Source organism: Salmonella sp. SAL03688, from assembly GCF_046551895.1.
In the GTDB taxonomy this organism is placed as follows: domain Bacteria; phylum Pseudomonadota; class Gammaproteobacteria; order Enterobacterales; family Enterobacteriaceae; genus Salmonella; species Salmonella enterica.
Genome location: NZ_JBGDVI010000007.1, coordinates 59,939 through 79,399, shown reverse-complemented (window position 1 = coordinate 79,399; position 19,461 = coordinate 59,939). Strand labels below are relative to the sequence as shown.

19 protein-coding genes are annotated in these 19,461 nt (G+C 53.5%); 13 read left to right on the top strand and 6 right to left on the bottom strand.

Going from position 1 to position 19,461, the window contains the following annotated elements; genetic code table 11:
• Window positions 1–25 precede the first annotated feature (25 nt).
• The gene (gene ddlA, locus ACLJR2_RS09485; protein ID WP_001096588.1) at window positions 26–1,120 is read right to left on the bottom strand and encodes a D-alanine--D-alanine ligase; all 1,095 of its coding nucleotides are present in this window, start codon (window positions 1,118–1,120) and stop codon (window positions 26–28) included.
• Window positions 1,121–1,197: 77 nt separating this feature from the next.
• Between ddlA and ACLJR2_RS09480 the strand changes: the two genes are divergently transcribed.
• From ACLJR2_RS09480 to adrA, 5 genes are all read left to right on the top strand, one after another.
• Window positions 1,198–1,911 (top strand): extensin family protein, encoded by a 714-nt coding sequence (locus tag ACLJR2_RS09480; protein ID WP_000480794.1) that lies wholly within the window; start codon window positions 1,198–1,200, stop codon window positions 1,909–1,911.
• Window positions 1,912–2,079: 168 nt separating this feature from the next.
• On the top strand, window positions 2,080–3,291 hold the full coding sequence (locus ACLJR2_RS09475; protein ID WP_000446772.1) for a multidrug efflux MFS transporter: 1,212 nt from the start codon (window positions 2,080–2,082) through the stop codon (window positions 3,289–3,291).
• 296 nt (window positions 3,292–3,587) lie between these two features.
• Window positions 3,588–3,848, top strand: coding sequence for an anti-adapter protein IraP (gene iraP / locus ACLJR2_RS09470; RefSeq protein ID WP_001518423.1), 261 nt, complete (start codon window positions 3,588–3,590; stop codon window positions 3,846–3,848).
• 352 nt (window positions 3,849–4,200) lie between these two features.
• Window positions 4,201–4,521, top strand: coding sequence for a phosphate starvation-inducible protein PsiF (gene psiF / locus ACLJR2_RS09465; RefSeq protein WP_000705161.1), 321 nt, complete (start codon window positions 4,201–4,203; stop codon window positions 4,519–4,521).
• 91 nt (window positions 4,522–4,612) lie between these two features.
• Complete coding sequence (gene adrA, locus ACLJR2_RS09460) at window positions 4,613–5,725, top strand: diguanylate cyclase AdrA (protein ID WP_000484081.1); 1,113 nt, start codon at window positions 4,613–4,615, stop codon at window positions 5,723–5,725.
• A 14-nt stretch (window positions 5,726–5,739) separates the two neighbouring features.
• On the opposite strand, the gene proC is transcribed toward adrA, so the two are convergent.
• Window positions 5,740–6,549, bottom strand: a complete 810-nt coding sequence (gene proC / locus ACLJR2_RS09455) for a pyrroline-5-carboxylate reductase (protein WP_000412193.1) — start codon at window positions 6,547–6,549, stop codon at window positions 5,740–5,742.
• A gap of 139 nt (window positions 6,550–6,688) precedes the next feature.
• Between proC and ACLJR2_RS09450 the strand changes: the two genes are divergently transcribed.
• From ACLJR2_RS09450 to ppnP, 5 genes are all read left to right on the top strand, one after another.
• Window positions 6,689–7,144 carry a YaiI/YqxD family protein gene (locus tag ACLJR2_RS09450; RefSeq protein WP_000158134.1) on the top strand — a complete coding sequence of 152 codons (456 nt, stop codon included), beginning with the start codon at window positions 6,689–6,691 and terminating at the stop codon, window positions 7,142–7,144.
• A 184-nt stretch (window positions 7,145–7,328) separates the two neighbouring features.
• Window positions 7,329–7,874, top strand: coding sequence for a shikimate kinase AroL (gene aroL / locus ACLJR2_RS09445; protein WP_000983569.1), 546 nt, complete (start codon window positions 7,329–7,331; stop codon window positions 7,872–7,874).
• A gap of 26 nt (window positions 7,875–7,900) precedes the next feature.
• Window positions 7,901–8,092, top strand: coding sequence for a protein YaiA (yaiA, locus tag ACLJR2_RS09440; RefSeq protein ID WP_001143161.1), 192 nt, complete (start codon window positions 7,901–7,903; stop codon window positions 8,090–8,092).
• Window positions 8,093–8,342: 250 nt separating this feature from the next.
• Window positions 8,343–9,020 (top strand): AroM family protein, encoded by a 678-nt coding sequence (locus tag ACLJR2_RS09435; protein WP_001276437.1) that lies wholly within the window; start codon window positions 8,343–8,345, stop codon window positions 9,018–9,020.
• 70 nt (window positions 9,021–9,090) lie between these two features.
• Window positions 9,091–9,375, top strand: coding sequence for a pyrimidine/purine nucleoside phosphorylase (gene ppnP, locus ACLJR2_RS09430; RefSeq protein ID WP_000941953.1), 285 nt, complete (start codon window positions 9,091–9,093; stop codon window positions 9,373–9,375).
• 37 nt (window positions 9,376–9,412) lie between these two features.
• Here the strand turns inward: ppnP and rdgC are convergent, their stop codons facing one another.
• Window positions 9,413–10,324 carry a recombination-associated protein RdgC gene (gene rdgC / locus ACLJR2_RS09425; RefSeq protein WP_000964305.1) on the bottom strand — a complete coding sequence of 304 codons (912 nt, stop codon included), beginning with the start codon at window positions 10,322–10,324 and terminating at the stop codon, window positions 9,413–9,415.
• Between the two features lie 125 nt (window positions 10,325–10,449).
• Here rdgC and mak point away from each other — a divergent pair, with 125 nt between their 5' ends.
• A complete protein-coding gene (mak, locus tag ACLJR2_RS09420; protein WP_001219264.1) occupies window positions 10,450–11,358 on the top strand; it encodes a fructokinase in 909 nt (302 codons plus the stop codon).
• 19 nt (window positions 11,359–11,377) lie between these two features.
• Here mak and araJ read toward each other — a convergent pair whose 3' ends face one another.
• The 3 genes from araJ to sbcD form a co-directional block, all read right to left on the bottom strand.
• Window positions 11,378–12,550: an MFS transporter AraJ gene (gene araJ, locus ACLJR2_RS09415; protein ID WP_000755627.1), complete on the bottom strand. Its 1,173-nt coding sequence runs from the start codon at window positions 12,548–12,550 to the stop codon at window positions 11,378–11,380.
• A 172-nt stretch (window positions 12,551–12,722) separates the two neighbouring features.
• A complete protein-coding gene (gene sbcC, locus ACLJR2_RS09410) occupies window positions 12,723–15,863 on the bottom strand; it encodes an exonuclease subunit SbcC (RefSeq protein ID WP_001534028.1) in 3,141 nt (1,046 codons plus the stop codon).
• Window positions 15,860–17,062 (bottom strand): exonuclease subunit SbcD, encoded by a 1,203-nt coding sequence (gene sbcD / locus ACLJR2_RS09405; RefSeq protein ID WP_001221266.1) that lies wholly within the window; start codon window positions 17,060–17,062, stop codon window positions 15,860–15,862. Before sbcD ends, sbcC begins: the two co-directional genes overlap by 4 nt.
• A gap of 214 nt (window positions 17,063–17,276) precedes the next feature.
• On the opposite strand from sbcD, the gene phoB reads away from it, so the two are divergent.
• Together phoB and phoR are read left to right on the top strand one after the other, a co-directional pair.
• Window positions 17,277–17,966, top strand: coding sequence for a phosphate response regulator transcription factor PhoB (gene phoB, locus ACLJR2_RS09400; protein WP_000113921.1), 690 nt, complete (start codon window positions 17,277–17,279; stop codon window positions 17,964–17,966).
• A gap of 69 nt (window positions 17,967–18,035) precedes the next feature.
• Entirely contained in the window at window positions 18,036–19,331 is a 1,296-nt protein-coding gene (phoR, locus tag ACLJR2_RS09395) for a phosphate regulon sensor histidine kinase PhoR (protein WP_000893633.1), read from the top strand.
• The last annotated feature ends 130 nt before the right edge of the window (window positions 19,332–19,461 follow it).

Here is a 19,461-nt window from a genome sequence, read left to right as displayed (position 1 = left end):
ACGTTGCGCTATCGGGCGTGCGGTATTACATCGTGGTTTTTAAGGCGTTATTCGCCGTATGGCGTTCCAGCGCCAGCTCAATCAGACGGCTGATCAAATCGGTATAGCCCAATCCGCTCGCCTGCCAGAGTTTTGGATACATACTGATATTGGTAAAACCTGGCAGCGTATTAATCTCGTTAATCACGACCTCATTGTCTGCCGTTAAGAAGACATCGACACGCGCCATACCCGCGCACCCCAGCGTCTGATAAGCCTGGATCGCGATCGCGCGGATCTTGTCATTCACCTCGGAAGGGATCTGCGCAGGCACGACAACTTGTGCGCCGTTATCATCAATATACTTAGTATCGTAGGCGTAAAATTCGCTATTCAGTACGATTTCGCCGCAGGTACTGGCCTGTGGGTTATCGTTACCTAATACGGCGCATTCGATCTCGCGCCCTTTGATCCCTTGCTCCACCACCACTTTATGATCGAATTCGAAAGCCAGCGCGACCGCCTGCTGATATTGCGCTTCGTTAGCGACTTTACTGACGCCGACCGAAGAGCCCTGATTGGCGGGCTTAACGAACAGCGGCAGTCCCAGACGGGATTCAACCTCGGCAAAACTAAACGCGTGACGATTCGTTCGGGTGAGTGTAATAAACGGGGCGATATTCAGTCCTGCATCGCGTAGCAGTCGTTTGGCGACGTCTTTATCCATGCAGGCTGCGGAGCTCAGCACGTCTGAACCGACAAACGGTAAGTTTGCGACGCGCAGCATCCCCTGCAATGAGCCGTCTTCGCCCAGCGTACCGTGGACGATAGGAAAAATAACATCTACCGTCGGTAGCGGCTGCCCGTTCTGGGCGTTAATCAATTGGTGTTGATGTTTGCCAGGCACCTGGGCCAGACTGATTGCCGAAGGACGTAGCGCGATATGTGCCGGATCGTCTGCATTCTGCAAATAATTTTCCGCATCGTTAACATGCCATTGTCCTGCCTTATCTATCCCTAACAGCACCACGTCGAAGCGGGTTTTATCGATCGCATCAACGATATTTTTCGCTGATTGCAAAGACACTTCATGTTCCGCCGACTTACCGCCAAATACTATTCCTACCCGCAATTTCGCCATCTTAAAAACCCATTCCATCGAATGCAAAGCGTATACATTACCACGACAAAACGCGGGTTTCGCGGGCTTCTGCCATAATGTTTATGGGATGTGAGAACGGAGGCCGCGTGAGAGGTAAGGGTTTTCTGATTATTGTGCTGTTGGGCGGCATTGGCGGGCTGGGATATCGTTATCTTCCCTCTTATTATAATCCTTTTGCTCCGCTACAACTTGCCGATCCGCCAGGCTGGATCACGACCTTCAAACTACAGCGCCTTACGCCGTCGCAGTGCCGGGAGCTGTTGACGGCGGCCAATCAACAGGGATTAATTTCATCACAACCTGTTGCGGATAGCGCTGGTGAATGTCCCTTGTCCCATGTTGTGCGCGTCAGAGATTTTGGTCAGGTCAAACTGAGCAGCAGTTTTTTAGCCTCCTGCCCGCTGGCGCTGCGCTCCGCGCTGTTTGTCGAACAGCAGGCAAAACCTTTAACAGAAACGTGGATGAAGCGCCGCCTGACCCGCATCGAACATCTGGGCAGCTATGCCTGCCGTAATATTTATCACCGCCCGGATGCGCGTCGCAGTGAACATGCCAGCGCAGAAGCGCTGGATGTCAGCGGGTTTCAGCTATCAGATGGCCGAAAAATCACTGTTCTGCGCGGCTGGGGGCGTCAGGAGACGGGGCCCTGGTTACGCGCTATGTTAAACGCCAGTTGCCATTATTATGGCAATGGGCTCGGGCCTGACTATAACGCTGCTCATGCTAACCATTTTCATCTTGGAATGCGGGGCTACGGCGTGTGTCGTTAAAGCATAAACGTCTGCCTTGCGTGGCTATATAATGTGACATGTTTCACAAAAATGATGAACGGGGAGACAAAATAGCAAAGTGTGACGTATCGCACCTCTGGAACCACCAGGAAAAAGAGAACTTGCTAAGCTAACGCGTATTTTCAGCTACTTACCGTTACGAGTCTTATGGAATCCTGGAAAGTTAATCTAATTTCCGTTTGGTTTGGATGTTTTTTTACCGGGCTGGCAATCAGCCAAATCCTGCCATTCTTACCCCTTTATATTTCCCAGCTTGGCGTCTCTTCCCATGAAGCGTTATCAATGTGGTCCGGGTTAACGTTTAGCATCACGTTTCTTATTTCCGCCATTGTGTCGCCGATGTGGGGCAGTCTCGCCGATCGTAAAGGGCGTAAACTGATGCTATTGCGCGCGTCGCTCGGGATGGCGATAGCTATTCTACTGCAGGCATTTGCGACCCATGTCTGGCAACTTTTCCTGCTGCGCGGAATCATGGGGTTAACGTCAGGCTATATCCCCAATGCCATGGCGCTGGTAGCCTCTCAGGTACCGCGCGAACGTAGCGGCTGGGCGCTCAGTACGCTTTCTACCGCGCAGATTAGCGGCGTTATCGGCGGGCCGTTAATGGGCGGCTTTGTCGCGGATCATATCGGGCTGCGGGCGGTATTTCTGATTACCGCCATGCTGTTGGTGGTGAGCTTTCTGGTCACGCTATTTTTAATTAAAGAAGGCGTGCGTCCGGTCATCAGGAAAAGCGAACGCCTGAGCGGTAAAGCCGTTTTTGCATCGTTACCTTATCCTGCGCTGGTGATCAGTTTGTTTTTTACCACGATGGTCATTCAACTCTGTAATGGTTCCATCAGTCCAATTCTGGCGCTGTTTATCAAATCAATGATGCCGGACAGTAATAACATCGCCTTTCTTAGCGGGTTAATTGCCTCGGTGCCCGGTATCTCCGCGCTTATCTCCGCGCCGCGCCTGGGAAAACTTGGCGACAGAATCGGCACGGAAAGAATTCTGATGGCCACGCTTATCTGCGCAGTGCTGCTTTTCTTCGCGATGTCCTGGGTCACCACGCCGTTCCAGTTGGGACTGTTGCGTTTCTTGTTGGGCTTTGCCGATGGCGCGATGTTACCCGCCGTACAAACGTTATTGGTGAAATACTCCAGCGACCAAATTACCGGACGTATTTTTGGCTACAACCAGTCATTTATGTACCTGGGCAACGTGGTTGGGCCGTTGATGGGCGCGACGGTATCGGCGATGGCCGGTTTCCGCTGGGTTTTTATCGCTACGGCGGCGATCGTGTTGATCAATATTGGACAACTGACCCTGGCGTTACGTCGTCGGCGTAACGCGCAAAAAGCGAAAGGCCAATAGCGGTGCATCGTAACGGCGCTTCTGCCGTTACGATATGATTTAAATTAAAAGATATATTCTTTATCCGTGAAGTTTTTCTATAGATGGCATAACCTTAAATTATGATATAGCGTGATTATTGTTTTTTGATGGTTTATTATCGTCTCGTTTTCGGTCTGAGAAACGTTTCGCTGCGGCGACAGTGATAATTATTTGTGTAAAGTTCTTCCTGTATCATAAAAATAGTACTTTCAGCCTCTAGGCAGTGGTTCTTCATAGTGATAACGTCCCCCTGGAACTAATAAGGAAATATGGTCATGAAAAATCTCATAGCAGAGTTGTTGCTTAAGCTAGCCCAAAAAGAAGAAGAGTCGAAAGAACTGGTTGCTCAGGTAGAAGCGTTAGAGATTATCGTCACAGCAATGTTACGTAACATGGCGCAAAACGAGCAGGAGATGTTGATACGTCAGGTAGAGGGGGCACTTGAAGGCGTAAAGCCGGATGCCAGCGTTCCTGATCACGATACGGAATTGCTGCGCCAATATGTAAAAAAGTTGCTGAGACACCCCCGGCACTAATCGTATTTTAAAACAACACAGTTGTTATAACGTTACTTTTATGAAATAACATAGCCGCTTCGTTTTTATTTTCTTCTGGGTAATACAGAGCAAAATAAAAACGAAGCGGCTATGGTAATAACAGTGTAACGTTATGCGCTGTTCTTCTGCATCCTGCCAGTGTAACTGTGGATAATCGAATTGCACATTAGCCTACGGTTTGTCAATCAATAAAACATCTATTGCTAACGGTAAGTAATACTTTTACAGCCGGGTGGTATTTTTGCCAGTAACAGCCAGACTTATATAAAGTCCCTGGGATATTTCCCAAAGGGACAACGTGTAATGTGTACACTGACAAAAGGATGGTGCTATGAAAATAACATTACTGGTGACTTTACTTTTTGGCCTGGTCTTTTTAACCGCCGTCGGCGCAACCGAGAAACCGTTAACGCCGCAACAGCAGCGCATGACGGCCTGTAATCAGCAGGCGACAGCGCAAGCGTTGAAAGGCGATGCGCGTAAAACCTACCTTAGCGACTGCCTGAAAAACAGCCAGTCAGCCCCTGGCGAGAAAAGCCTGACGCCGCAACAGCAGAAAATGCGTGAATGCAATGTTCAGGCGACGGAACAATCACTGAAAGGCGATGACCGTAGCAAGTTTATGAGCGCCTGCCTGAAAAAAGCGGCGTAGTGCTATCGGGTGAGCCCTGAAAAACACTCACCCGAAATTTCATACTCCCTCCATGCGCTCTGTTTCTATAATTTGGGAAAATTGTTTCTAAATGTTCCCAAAAATAATGAATGATGAAAATTTTTACCGAAAAGCGGTTGAACAGGCGGTAGCGCCGCCTGACCCTCCTGATGATCGTCAGCGCTCCGGGTTGCGCTTCGCCCGGCGCATCAGGCTACCGCGCGCGGTGGGGTTAGGGGGGATGTTTTTACCGGTGGCCGCCGTGTTAGTGTCGCAACCTGTCTTTGGCGGCTGGTGGCTATTGCTGGTCGGCTGGTCTTTTGTCTGGCCGCATCTGGCGTGGCAGTGGGCGGCGAAAGCCCTTGATCCGCTACGCCAGGAAATTTACAACCTGAAAGTGGATGCGATCCTCTCCGGTATGTGGATTGCGCTGATGGGCGTCAATATGTTGCCTGCCGCCGCGCTGTTTATGATGATGAGCATGAATCTGATGGGCGCTGGCGGGCGGCGGCTATTCACTGCCGGAATGGGGCTTTTGCTGGCGTCATGTCTGGTGACGTTGCAGCTTACCGGGCTACCCGTCGCGATGCGAAGCTCGTCGCTGGAAGTCACGCTCTCTTTGCCCGTCATTATGTTGTATCCGCTTCTGTTCGCCTGGGTAAGTTATCAAACGGCCATTAAATTAGCGGAACATAAGCGACGCTTGCAGGCGATGAGTTCGCGGGATGGCATGACCGGCGTCTATAACCGACGCCACTGGGAAATTTTATTACGTAATGAATTCGATCACAGCCGGCGCCACCATCGGGAGGCGACATTGTTGATTATCGACATCGATCATTTTAAGAGCATTAACGATACCTGGGGGCATGATGTTGGGGATGAGGCTATTATCGCCCTGACGCGTCAATTACAGATAACGCTACGCGGGAGTGATATTATCGGGCGCTTTGGCGGCGACGAATTTGCGGTGATTATGTGCGGAACGCCGGCAGACAGCGCGATTACCGCCATGTCGCGAGTGCATGAACGGCTAAATACCTTACGCTTACCGGGCGCGCCGCAGGTCATGTTACGTATCAGCGTGGGCGTGGCGCCGTTAACGCCACAAATCGGTCATTATCGGGAATGGTTAAAGTCTGCGGATATGGCGCTTTACAAAGCAAAGAATGCCGGACGTAACCGCACCGAAGTGGCGGCATGACGTCCAGCCGGGCTTCAGGATTTACTGAGCGCCTCTGATTTTTCCATACACTTCGTCATCGCTTCTATTACCGCAGCGCGGAAGCCACGTTCTTCCAGAACGCGTACGGCTTCAATCGTCGTTCCGCCAGGCGAGCACACCATATCTTTCAGTTCGCCGGGATGCTTTCCGGTTTCGAGTACCATTTTCGCCGACCCCATGACGGCCTGCGCGGCGAATTTATAAGCCTGAGCGCGAGGCATACCGCCCAGAACGGCAGCGTCCGCCATCGCCTCGATAAACATAAAGACATAGGCCGGCGAAGATCCGCTCACGCCAACCACCGGATGGATCATCGGCTCAGCAATTACTTCCGCCTCGCCAAAGCAGCGGAAAATATTCAGCACATCAGCCGTATCTTCCGGTGTGACCAGCGCGTTGGGCGTGACGGAGGTCATTCCTGCGTTGACCAGCGACGGCGTATTCGGCATAGCGCGAATGATTTTACGGTCGTGTCCCAGCGCGCGCGCAAGCTGATCAAGCGTTACGCCTGCGGCGATAGAGACCACCAGCGAGTCTTTGTTCAGGCTGGAGGAGATTTCACTGAGCACTTTCACCATAATGCCCGGTTTTACCGCGCCGAAAACGATATCCGCGACCTGAGCGACTTCCTGCGCGCTTTGCGCCGCATTAATGCCGTACTGGTCATGCAGGGCGGCAACTTTATCGGGGGAGGGGGTGTAGACCCAGATCTGGCCGGGAAGTACCTGACCGCTGGCAATCAGTCCGCCAAGAATAGCCTTGCCCATATTACCGCAGCCAATAAAACCGATTTTCTTCTCCATCTCGTCACTCCCTATGTTTGTGTGTTATGGGGAATGGTTAGCTTAACGCGGATTGAAAACGGGCAGAAGGAGAAACAGCACTTTGATGAAAGGCAAAAGCGCGAGACAATAAAAGATTGTATATCGTACGGGAGACATTATGACCATCTGGGTGGATGCGGATGCGTGTCCGAATGTCATTAAAGAAATTTTGTACCGCGCCGCCGAGCGGATGCAGTTACCGCTTATTCTGGTTGCCAATCAGGCCTTGCGCGTGCCGCCTTCGCGTTTTATCCGCACGCTCCGCGTGGCCGCCGGGTTTGACGTGGCGGATAACGAAATCGTCCGTCAATGCGAAGCGGGCGATCTGGTGATTACCGCAGATATTCCGCTGGCGGCTGAAGTGCTGGAAAAAGGTGCTGCGGCTCTTAATCCCCGGGGAGAACGCTATAGCGACGCCACGATTCGCGAACGTCTGACGATGCGTGACTTTATGGACACGCTACGCGCCAGCGGCGTACAAACGGGGGGACCAAACAGTCTCTCGCCGCGCGATCGTCAGCATTTTGCCGCCGAGCTGGATAAGTGGTGGCTGGAAAGCCAGCGTAAAAAATAAATCCTGTAATGAAAAATTTACAGTTTATTCATTTCTGATTCTTGCTATAGTACTAATATTGTGACTTTAGTATCTTTGTGTAAATTATTATTTACATTTATGCGTTGTACTAGTTAGATGATATGATTATAACATTGCTGATATCAAATCCTGCGTATGCGCAGTTCCTGGGGGAACGCCTGCTATGATGCAACCTCTTTATCTTGTTGGCCCGCGGGGCTGTGGGAAAACCACCATCGGTATGGCGCTGGCGCAGGCAACCGGTTTTCGGTTTGCAGATACCGACCGCTGGCTGCAATCGCACGTGCAGATGAGCGTCGCTGATATCGTTGAAAAAGAAGGCTGGGGAGGGTTCCGCGCCCGGGAAACCGCGGCCCTGGAGGCGGTAAGCGCGCCTTCGACTGTCGTGGCGACGGGAGGCGGTATTATTCTCACGGAGTATAACCGACGTTATATGCACCGTGTTGGCGTAGTGATTTATCTGTGCGCGCCGGTATCCACGCTGGTTAACCGGCTTGAGGCTGAACCTGAAGCGGATCTGCGCCCGACCCTCACCGGCAAGCCGTTGAGCGAAGAGGTTCGGGAAGTGCTTGAGCAGCGTGACGCGTTGTATCGCGAAACGGCGCATTACATTATTGACGCGACGAAAGCGCCGGCCCAGGTCGTTTCTGAAATTATTGCGGCGCTGCCGCCGTCGACGCAACGGTTACAGGGAGATGTCTATACTTAACGCTCACCCAGAATAAAGGAAACGCTATGCCAACCAGACCACCTTATCCGCGGGAAGCTTATATCGTCACCATTGAAAAAGGCACGCCGGGCCAGACGGTGACGTGGTATCAGCTACGGGCTGACCATCCGAAACCTGATTCGCTCATCAGCGAGCATCCGACCGCAGAAGAAGCGATGGATGCGAAAAAACGTTACGAAGATCCGGATAAATCATAGACGCATGAACCACTCGGAAGGGATTCTGAGTACCCCTAAATTGTATCTCCATCACATTCTTGAAACATTTATACTGGCAACTAAAACCGTAAATTAAGCGATAACAATACAATATTGGAGTTATTTGGAATCTTTACACAATACGTTGCTCATCTGCTGCTACGCTTTCTGAGATTTGTAGGGCAGGTAGCGCGGTGAGCGTGTGAATATTTGCCCGGGAATTACGACGAAGTAATAAGGTGGAATAAAAATGAGTGCGTCGTTGGCAATCCTCACAATCGGCGTTGTGCCAATGAGCGAAGTGTTACCGCTTCTGACGGAATACATCGACGAACAACACATCACCCATCATAGCCTGCTGGGAAAAATGAGCCGGGAAGACGTTATGGCGGATTACGCTGTAGAGCCTGGCGACGATCCGCTTTTGACGTTGCTGAATGATAACCAGATAGCCCATGTTTCCCGCCAGAAAGTGGAGCGAGATTTACAGAGCGTTGTCGAGGTGCTGGATAACCAGGGTTACGATGTCATTATACTGATGAGCACCGCGGCGATTAAAAGTATGGCAGCCCGTAATTCTATTTTGCTTGAACCGCTGCGTATTATTCCACCGCTTGTCGCCTCTATTGTGGATGGGCATCAGGTGGGCGTGATTGTGCCTGTTGCAGAACTTCTGGCGGCCCAGGAGAAAAAATGGCAGGTATTGCAAATGCCGCCGGTGTATTCGCTGGCGAATCCGGTTCACGGTTCTGAGCAACAGTTAATTGATGCCGGGCAGGCGCTATTGGATCAAGGCGCGGACGTCATTATGCTGGATTGTCTGGGTTTTCATCAGCGTCATCGGGATATTTTACAGCAGGCGCTGGATGTGCCGGTTTTACTCTCTAACGTTTTGATTGCGCGGTTAGCTTCAGAACTGCTTGTCTAATTTTACGTGACAGGCCGAACGTCAGGACTCTATATTGGGTGTTAATTTAATAATGAGACGGGGCCTGATTATGCTACAAAGCAATGAATACTTTTCCGGGAAAGTGAAGTCTATTGGATTTACCAGCAGTAGCACCGGCCGGGCCAGCGTCGGTGTGATGGCGGAAGGGGAGTATACCTTTGGCACTGCCGAACCCGAAGAGATGACGGTTGTGAGCGGCGCGTTGAAGGTACTGTTGCCAGGAACTGTCGAATGGAAAGTGTATACAGCCGGTGAGGTGTTTAACGTGCCTGGCCACAGCGAGTTTCATCTCCAGGTTGCTGAGCCCACCTCGTATCTGTGCCGCTATTTGTAACGGTGAGTCCCCTCTCCGGCGGAGAGGGACCCTCTGGTTAGCGCTGCGCTTCGCCGCCTAATCCTTCCACCAGGCTTTGAATCAGCGCCGCCAGCTCGCCGGTCATCAGGATAAAGTCCGCGTCAAAACGTTGGGCAAAATCTTCCCGGTCGATATCTTCGTTCTGATCGCGCAGCTCATCGCAGAATTTCAGACGCTTAATGGAGCCGTCGTCGCACATGACGAATTGAATGCGCTGCTGCCAGTCGAGCGCCAGCTTCGTGACCACTTTACCCGCTTCAATATGAACGGCGATCTCGTCGCTGACCAGATCCTGCTTTTTCGCGCGGATCACGCCGCCATCTTCCAGCATCGCTTTCAATTCGGCTTCGTCCAGCAACTGGAAACCCTGAGCGACCGTACCGGAGCGCACCCACTCTGTGAGCGTCAGCTCAATCGGATTTTCCAGCGCCAGCGGGACGACCGGCAGCGAGCCAAGACTTTTACGCAGTAGCGCCAAAGTATCTTCCGCTTTTTTCGCGCTGGCGCAGTCAACCATAATCAGGCCGTTAACGGTATCAATCCACATCATTGTCTGACTGAAGCGGCTAAACGCGCGCGGCAGCAACGAATGCAACACTTCATCCTTCAGGGAATCTTTTTCCGTCTTCTTCAGCTTGCGTCCCTGATCGGCTTCCAGTTTCTGGATTTTCGCCTCCAGTGCCTGTTTGATCACTGGCGATGGCAGGATTTTCTCTTCTTTGCGCGCGCAAATAATAATTTGGCCATTGGCGGTGTGCGTTAACGCATCGCTGTGAGAGCCCATCGGCGGAACCCAGCCCATTTTGGCCATATCCTGGCTACCGCATGGGGTAAACGTCATTGAGGCGAGCTGTTTCTCCATCTCTTCGGCGCGTAATGTAATATCGCGGCTAAGACGGTAAACCATTAAATTTTTGAACCACAGCATGATAATTTCCACGGCCTTGTCGTTAAATCCAGGCGGTATAGTAACGAATTGTCGGCAGGCTTGCATTGCCAATCAGAACGGTGAATTCTACCCTGTTGATATTCCCAAAAAATGAGGAGCGGTATGTGCGTATTGGTATCGATTTAGGCGGCACAAAAACGGAAGTCATTGCGCTTGATGATGCAGGAGAGCAGCGGTTTCGCCATCGTCTGCCTACGCCGCGGGAGGATTATCAGCAAACGATAGAAACCATCGCTACGCTGGTCGACATGGCGGAACAGGCGACCGGCCAGACCGGTAGCGTCGGCATTGGCATTCCCGGTTCTCTCTCGCCTTACACCGGCGTGGTGAAAAACGCTAACTCTACGTGGCTTAACGGCCAGCCGTTCGATAGCGATGTGAGCCGTCGTCTGAAGCGTGAAGTGCGGTTAGCCAACGATGCCAATTGCCTGGCGGTATCAGAGGCGGTAGATGGCGCGGCGGCGGGGGCGCAAACGGTATTTGCGGTGATTATCGGTACCGGGTGCGGCGCGGGCGTAGCGCTAAATGGCCGGGCGCACATCGGCGGCAACGGTACGGCAGGCGAATGGGGCCACAATCCGTTGCCGTGGATGGATGACGATGAGTTGTGTTACCGCGAAGAAATTCCCTGTTATTGCGGTAAACAAGGCTGTATCGAAACCTTTATTTCCGGTACGGGATTTGCCATGGATTACCAGCGTTTGAGCGGTAAAGCGCTAAAAGGCGATGAGATTATTCGTCTGGTCGACGCGCAGGACGCCGTGGCGGAACTGGCGTTAAGCCGTTATGAGCTACGGCTGGCGAAAGCATTATCTCATGTCGTGAATATTCTGGATCCGGATGTCATTGTGCTGGGCGGCGGTATGAGCAATGTTGAACGCCTGTACAAGACGGTTCCGTCGCTGATGAAATCGTTTGTTTTTGGCGGCGAGTGCGAGACGCCGGTACGTAAGGCGCGGCATGGCGATTCAAGCGGCGTGCGCGGCGCGGCCTGGCTGTGGCCGCTGGCGTAACGTTTTTAGCCGGATGGCGTCATCCGGCAACCGGCGTGACCGATGGCTGCTTGTGTTTTAGACGTCCGTATACCAGCAACGACGACATGGCGGAAAACGAGAGCAGGGCGGCGGGAAGCGCCACGTAGTGGTACGCAAAACCTAGTGTCAGCATCAGCCCGCCGCACCAGGCGCCAATCGCGCTACCGAGATTAAACGCGATTTGCCCTCCCGCCGCGCCCAGCAGTTCGCCGCCTTTGGCGTTTTGCAGTAGCAGGATTTGCAGCGGCGCAGAGAGCGCAAACAGACCAGCGCAGCAGATAAACGCGAAAGTCAGCGATGTCGTTTTGTATCCGCTGAAGAAAAAGAGCGCCATGAGAGAGAGCACGATAACGAGGTCAGTCACTACCGCGATGCGCAGCGGAGTATATCTGCCGGAGAGTTTGCCGCTTAACAGATTGCCTAACACCATCCCCAGCCCGACCAGCATCATAATAAACGTCATGCTCGTCTCCGAAAAACCGGAGATGTACATCATAAATGGCTTGATATAGCTGAACCAGGCAAAAACGCCCGCATTGCCGAACATCGTGGCGGCGAAAATGAGCCACGGCGCGGGACTACGCAAGAAGTGGAACTGCTCGCGCAGGCTGCCTTGGGCTTTGTCATGAATATCCGGCACCCAGAAGAAAATTGCGGTGAGCACAGCGATGTTGAAAACCGCGATCAATAAAAAGGTGTAGCGCCAGCTAAATTCCTGGCTCAGGTAAGTGCCGACCGGAATGCCCACCAGATTCGCCACCGTCATTCCTGAAACCATACCCGCGACGGCGGCGGTGACTTTCCCGGGGCGGATAATCTTTGACAGGACAATGGCGCCGACGCCAAAAAAGGCGCCGTGCGGAAAGCCGGAAACCAGTCTGCCGACGGCGAGCATCAGATATGACGAGGAAAAGGTAAATATGGCATTGCCCATCACGCACAGCGTGACCAGAAACAGCAGTATATGTTTAAGCGAAAAGCGGCTGGAAAAGAGCGCCATAACAGGCGCGCCCAGCACGACGCCGAAGGCGTAAAACGAGATCATATGCCCGGCGGCGGGAATCGTTATCCCGACATCGCGTGCCAGCTCCGTCAGCACGCCCATAATGCCAAACTCGGCCATCCCCAGTCCGAACGTACCCAGCGCCAAAGAAAAAATAACTTTTTTCATACCACCTGCCGAAAATAAAGGCGCATGTTGCGCGCTGTGGCTGTGAATTGTCACAGCCAATCAACGTATAGCTTGCGGATAAGCGCGAGGTAATACCATTCCTTATCCGTCTTTGTGTATTCATTATTATGCTATGTCATGACAGTATGCTGTGCGCAGGATGACACTCGCGTTACGCCACAGCAAACGCTTTGTCCAGTTTGCTATAACCAAGCCCATTGATTTTTTTCACTTTTATCTGCACGGGGATACGTTCTTTCATGGCTTCCACATGGCTAATCACACCGATGGTCTTCCCGCTGGCATTCAGCGCGTCGAGCGCATCCAGCGCGGCGTCCAGCGTTTCGCTATCAAGCGTGCCGAAGCCTTCGTCGAGGAACAAAGAATCAATGCGCGTTTTATGGCTGACCAAATCTGATAACGCCAGCGCCAGCGCCAGGCTGACCAGGAAACTTTCGCCGCCTGATAACGTTCGCGTATCGCGCACGGCGTCGGCCTGCCAGGTATCGACAACCTCCAGTTCCAGCGCGTCGCTGGCTTTGCGCTGCAATAAATAGCGGCCATGCAGGCGGGTGAGCTGATGATTCGCCAGCCAGATCAGATTATCCAGCGTCAGTCCCTGGGCGAATTTGCGGAACTTATCACCTTCTTTAGAGCCGATCAGCGCATTGAGATAGCCCCAGTCTTCCACTTGCTGAGAGGCTTGTTTCATTTCCGCCATCAGCGCGCGTTGGCGCTGCCGATTATCTGCATCCTGTTTAATTTGCTGGCGGATTTCCCCCTGGCGTGTCGTGTTTTCACGCAGTTGTTGCGCCAACTGCGTCAGCCGCTGCGCGAGCTGCTCCGCCGTACACGTTGGGTCCAGACCGGCGGGCGGCTGTTGCTGATGGTCAGCCAGCGCCTGCGTGGACTGCGCGCTTAACGCCTTCGCTTGTTGTAGCTGACTTTCCAGCGTTTGTTGTTGTTTTTCCAGACGGGTCACGGTCTCTTCATCCAGCAACGCCGCCAGGAACGTTGCCTGGCTGTCAAACGGGCTATTTTTTAACGCCGCATCAAAGTGCGCTATCGCCTCGGCGGCGCGCTGCTGTTCCTGCGTCGTCTGTTCCTGCAGGGTTTGCAACTGGCTTTGTAATGACACGCACTCATCATGCGCCTGCCGCCAGTTATCCAGCGGCACGTCGTCGTCGGAATCCGCGGTATCCGTTTGCGGTAGCGTCTCCAGCAACGGGGCAAGCCTGTCGATCTGCGTTTGCAAATCCGCGAACTCAGTCTGACGCTGTTGCCATATTTTCGCTTCGTCGGCGCGCTCATTCAGCCATGAGGCTTCGTCTTCTGGGGCAGGAAGGGAAAGCGTATACTGCGCCAAATCAGCCGTCAGCGACGCCTGACGCTGCGCAATCTGCGCGGTAAAGCGCGCTACCTGTTCAGTATGCGCCGCGATTTGCGTTTGTAGAGCATGACGATGGCTGAGCTGATCCAACTGTTGCTCATGCTCTTCCGCGGCGGTCAGCCAGCCCGCGAGGTCTTCTTGCGGCTGGAGCTGAACGCCCAGCGTAGCGCACAGCGTTTGCCATTCCTCAGTAAGCGCTTGCTCCTCCTGCAACAACGACTGCGCCTCGCTTTCATCCCGCTGTAATTGTTGCGTTAAGGCATCTAACTGTCCTCGCAGCGCCGCGCCTTCTTCCGCCAGCGTTTTGACCTCTTTTTCCAGCGCGTCGCGGCGGGTTTGATTCGCGCTCAGTTCCAGCGCCTGATAGGCGGCGATGGCGGGGTGCGTCGTCGAGCCGCAAAGCGGACACGGCTGGCCGGACTGTAAGTGCGCCCGCTGGCTTTCCAGATCTTTGATGCGCGCCTCCTGCTCGCAAATAGTGCGAACGTCCGCAAGCTCCTGCGCTTTAGTCTTATAACTCAGACGCTTATCCGCCAGACGTTGGGTGTATTGCGCCTGCTCCTGATGATGACGCGCGATAGCTGCCTGTAGCTGCGCCTGACGCTTTTGTTTCGGGAGAATTTGCCCCTGAAGCGCGGCGAGACGATGGCGTAGCGGACGCTGCCGAGTATGCAATGCTCTGGCTTCCGCCAGCGCCTGTGGCGTGAGGTCGAGCGTGAGCGGCGGTAGCGCATCACGCTGACGCGTATCGCTCAGCAACTGCTGTTGCCATTGGCTCAGTTGCGCCCGATCGTGGGATTGTTGTGTTAATAATGCTCGCCACCCCGCCAGTTCGCTGCGCCAGACGCGGATGCCGTCGTGTTCCGCCAGCCATGTCTTCAATCGCTGCCCTGTGGCGTTCAGTTGCGTGAATTGTCGATGCGCGCAGGCGCGGATACGCTGGCGCAGGCGATACGCGCTTTGTAAGCGAGCATTCACTTCATCACTGTGCTGGCGAACACGCTCAACGGCGCGGGTTTGTTCCTGAATGCGCTCCCAATGCGGACGCAACTGGCGAGCAGGTTGCGCCAGAGTCAGCGCCGCGAGCTGCGGCTGCGCTTTTTCTCGCGCCTCTTGCGCTGCGTACAGCGCCTGCTGCCGGGCGTGTAATTCAGTGTGGAGCTCGTTTTTTCGGGTCAGCCAGTGAAGGTGCTGCTGCTGTACCTGCTGGTCGGCCAGCAGGCGTTTCTCTTCGTCAGTAAGCGCCTGCAAACTAGCTTCCAGTTGCTGTAACTGTTCGTCCGCCAATAGGGCGACGCCGCTGGCCTGCGCTTGTAACTTTTCCAGTTCGAGACGGGCTGATTTATGTTTTTCAAATACCTGTGCGGAGATCTGCCCGTAAATCTCAGTGCCGGTGAGCTCCTCCAGAAGCTCTGCGCGCTCTTTCGCTTTGGCGTTAAGAAAGGCGGCGAACTGCCCCTGTGATAACAACATCGAACGGGTGAAGCGCCCGTAGTCCAGCCCGGTCAACGTGGCGATCATCTCCAGTTTATCCTTTACCTTATCGGCAAAGATCTTTCCGTCTGAACACCGCGCCAGCTCCACGCGTGGGGCCTGGAGATTGCCGTCAGGCTGATTTCGGGCTCGGTTCTGGCTCCAGAACGCGCGCCAGGCTTCGCCTTTTACCTCAAACTCCACTTCGGCCAGACATTCCGCCGTATCGCGCGTCATCAAATCGTTTTGCGACTGCGATACCGTATTCAGGCGCGGCGTTTCGTGGTACAGCGCCAGGCAGATGGCGTCAAGCAAGGTGGTTTTTCCCGCGCCGGTCGGGCCGGTAATGGCGAATAACCCGTTACTGGCAAACGGTTCGGCGGTAAAGTCGACCTTCCATTCTCCTTTCAGCGAGTTCAGGTTTTTCAGACGCAAACTGAGAATTTTCATGCCTCATGCTCCTCATTCAACGCGTAGAGCGTGCTGGAAAAGAGCTGATTCAGGCGCTCGCGCTGCGGGGGATCTAACGCTTCCAGCGCCAGACGCCGCGCAAAAACCTCCTCCACGCTAAGCTCGCTTAATGTTTCCCGCCGCTCGTTCGCCAGCGAGCGCTCGCGCTGTTCGCGGCTACGGCGCACCAGTAATACCTCTACGGGGAGTGACTCCGTTAATGTCTGTATTCTGCGTTGGATATCGTGCAGATAGTCATCGGTTGTGATTTCAATATCCAGCCAGACGGGGGGCGATTGCTCAACGCCGCGCCACTGCTCAAGCTGTTCGGTAATTGATGCCAGGTCGCCTTTTAAAACCGCCAACGGTTGAGTCACGGGGACAGCCAGACTTTCGGTGCTTTGCCATTTTCCCTGCTCGAAGGTCACCAGATGCACGCATTTGCTTTTGCCGCACTCATCAAAGCTGAGGGCGATGGGCGAGCCGCAATAGCGGATATGCTCCGTGCCGCCGACACATTGCGCGCGGTGAATGTGTCCTAATGCGATATAATCCGCTGGGGGGAAATGCTGCGCCGGAAAGGCATCCAGCGTACCGATATAAATGTCGCGAACCGCATCGCTTTTGCTGGCGCCGACGGTGGTTAAATGCCCCGTCGCGATAACCGGCAGCTTTCGTTCGCCGCGTAGCTGGCATGCTTCCCGATACTGCTGTTGATAATAATCGGCAATCGCATGAAGAAGTTGCTGCTGTTTCTCGCTGCCGGATAATCCCGCCTGACTGGTAAGAATGTCGCGCGGGCGCAAAAAGGGAATGGGGCACAGTACGGCGCCCGGAGAACCGTCGCGACGATGAAGTAGCCGCGGCGCATAGCCCGCGCTGGCGATCACGGTTGTATTGAGAAACGCCAGAATGTCGCGCGACTCGTTTAGCGTGGCGACGGAATCATGATTACCGGCCAGCACCACCAGATGACAACCCGTTTGCTGTAAATTAACGACGAAACGGTTATAAAGTTCTCGGGCATAGCTTGGCGGCGAACCGGTATCAAAAATATCGCCAGCGACAATAATGGCATCCACCTGATGGGCCTGCGCGGTCTCCAGCAGCCAGTCCAGAAAAGCCTGATGCTCCGCGGCGCGGCTTTTACTGTAGAAATTTTGTCCCAGATGCCAGTCAGAGGTGTGGAGGATGCGCATAATTGTTCCATGCAAAAAAAGCGTGAACGGGATTATACACGTCATCCCTTCCATTTTTGGGCGCAATTTACCGCCGGTACACGGTAATGCACGGTTTCACCGGTGTCATAAATCATCAACATGCTATCAATGCCGCCTTTTTTTTTCATAAATCTGTCATAAATCTGACGCATAATGGCGCGGCATTGATAACTAACGACTAACAGGGCAAATTATGGCGAGACGTATTCTGGTCGTAGAAGATGAGGCGCCGATCCGTGAAATGGTGTGCTTCGTGCTCGAACAAAATGGCTTTCAGCCCGTAGAAGCCGAAGATTATGACAGTGCGGTGAATAAACTTAATGAACCCTGGCCGGATCTCATCCTTCTTGACTGGATGTTGCCCGGCGGGTCAGGGTTACAGTTTATTAAACATCTCAAACGTGAAGCCATGACCCGGGATATTCCTGTGGTTATGCTGACCGCAAGAGGTGAGGAAGAAGATCGTGTGCGCGGGCTGGAAACCGGCGCTGACGATTACATTACCAAGCCGTTTTCCCCCAAGGAGTTGGTGGCGCGCATTAAAGCCGTTATGCGGCGTATCTCGCCGATGGCGGTCGAAGAGGTGATCGAGATGCAGGGACTGAGCCTTGATCCTGGCTCTCACCGCGTGATGACCGGCGACAGCCCGCTGGATATGGGGCCGACCGAATTTAAATTACTCCATTTCTTTATGACGCACCCGGAACGGGTTTACAGCCGCGAACAGCTACTCAATCATGTCTGGGGCACCAATGTGTACGTTGAAGACCGGACGGTCGACGTGCATATTCGCCGTTTGCGTAAGGCGCTGGAGCACAGCGGCCACGACCGGATGGTGCAAACGGTACGCGGGACAGGGTATCGTTTTTCGACCCGCTTTTAATGCCTTTTCCGCCAGTAGAACACAGGTTTCTGGCGGAGAAGGCTTTCCATTCTTGAGGGAGTATGACGCGTGCTGGAACGGCTGTCATGGAAAAGGCTGGTGCTGGAGCTGGTGCTCTGTTGCATCCCCGCGCTTATCCTTAGCGCTTTTTTTGGTTATCTGCCGTGGTTTTTACTGGCGGCGGTGACGGGACTGCTTATCTGGCATTTCTGGAATTTATTACGCCTCTCCTGGTGGCTTTGGGTCGACAGAAGTATGACGCCGCCGCCGGGACGGGGAAGTTGGGAACCGCTGTTATACGGTTTACACCAGATGCAGTTGCGAAATAAGAAGCGTCGCCGCGAGCTGGGGAACCTGATTAAACGTTTTCGCAGCGGCGCGGAGTCGCTGCCTGATGCCGTGGTACTGACCACAGAAGAGGGCGGCATTTTTTGGTGTAACGGTTTGGCGCAACAGATACTGGGGCTACGCTGGCCGGATGACAACGGGCAGAATATTCTCAATCTACTGCGTTATCCGGAGTTTACCCAGTATTTAAAAACGCGTGATTTCACCCGTCCGCTTCATTTGGTGCTCAATACCGGGCGGCACCTGGAGATCCGCGTCATGCCTTATACCGATAAACAACTCCTGATGGTGGCGCGCGATGTGACGCAAATGCATCAGCTTGAAGGCGCCAGACGTAACTTTTTCGCCAACGTTAGCCATGAATTGCGTACGCCATTGACGGTATTGCAAGGCTATCTGGAAATGATGCAGGAACAGGCGCTGGAGGGGGCGACGCGAGAGAAAGCGCTGCATACGATGCGCGAGCAAACGTATCGTATGGAAGGGCTGGTAAAACAACTGCTTACGCTGTCTAAAATTGAGGCGGCCCCGGCGCTGTTATTAAATGAAAAAGTGGATGTACCGATGATGCTGCGGGTCGTGGAGCGTGAAGCGCAGACGCTCAGCCAGCAGAAACATACCTTTACGTTTGAGGTCGACGATAGTCTTAGCGTTCTGGGCAATGAAGAGCAGCTACGTAGCGCGATCTCAAACCTGGTGTATAACGCGGTAAACCATACGCCGGCGGGAACGCATATTACGGTGAGCTGGCGACGTGCCGCGCATGGCGCTGAATTTTGCATTCAAGATAACGGTCCGGGGATTGCTGCCGAGCATATTCCTCGTCTGACCGAACGCTTCTACCGTGTCGATAAAGCGCGTTCGCGGCAAACGGGCGGCAGCGGCCTGGGATTGGCGATTGTGAAACATGCGTTGAATCACCATGAAAGCCGCCTTGAAATCGACAGTTCGCCTGGCAAAGGAACGCGATTTAGCTTTGTGCTGCCGGAACGTTTAATTGCCAAAAATAGCGATTAATTGCCTTTCGTAAGTATAACTTTCCATAAGCCAGCGGATGCTGGCTTATTTTCTTTGCAGTTAAGACGGGCTCGTTGAAACATTCAACGTTTGGTGATTTTTTGTTCGCATGATTAGCCATAACTTTTTC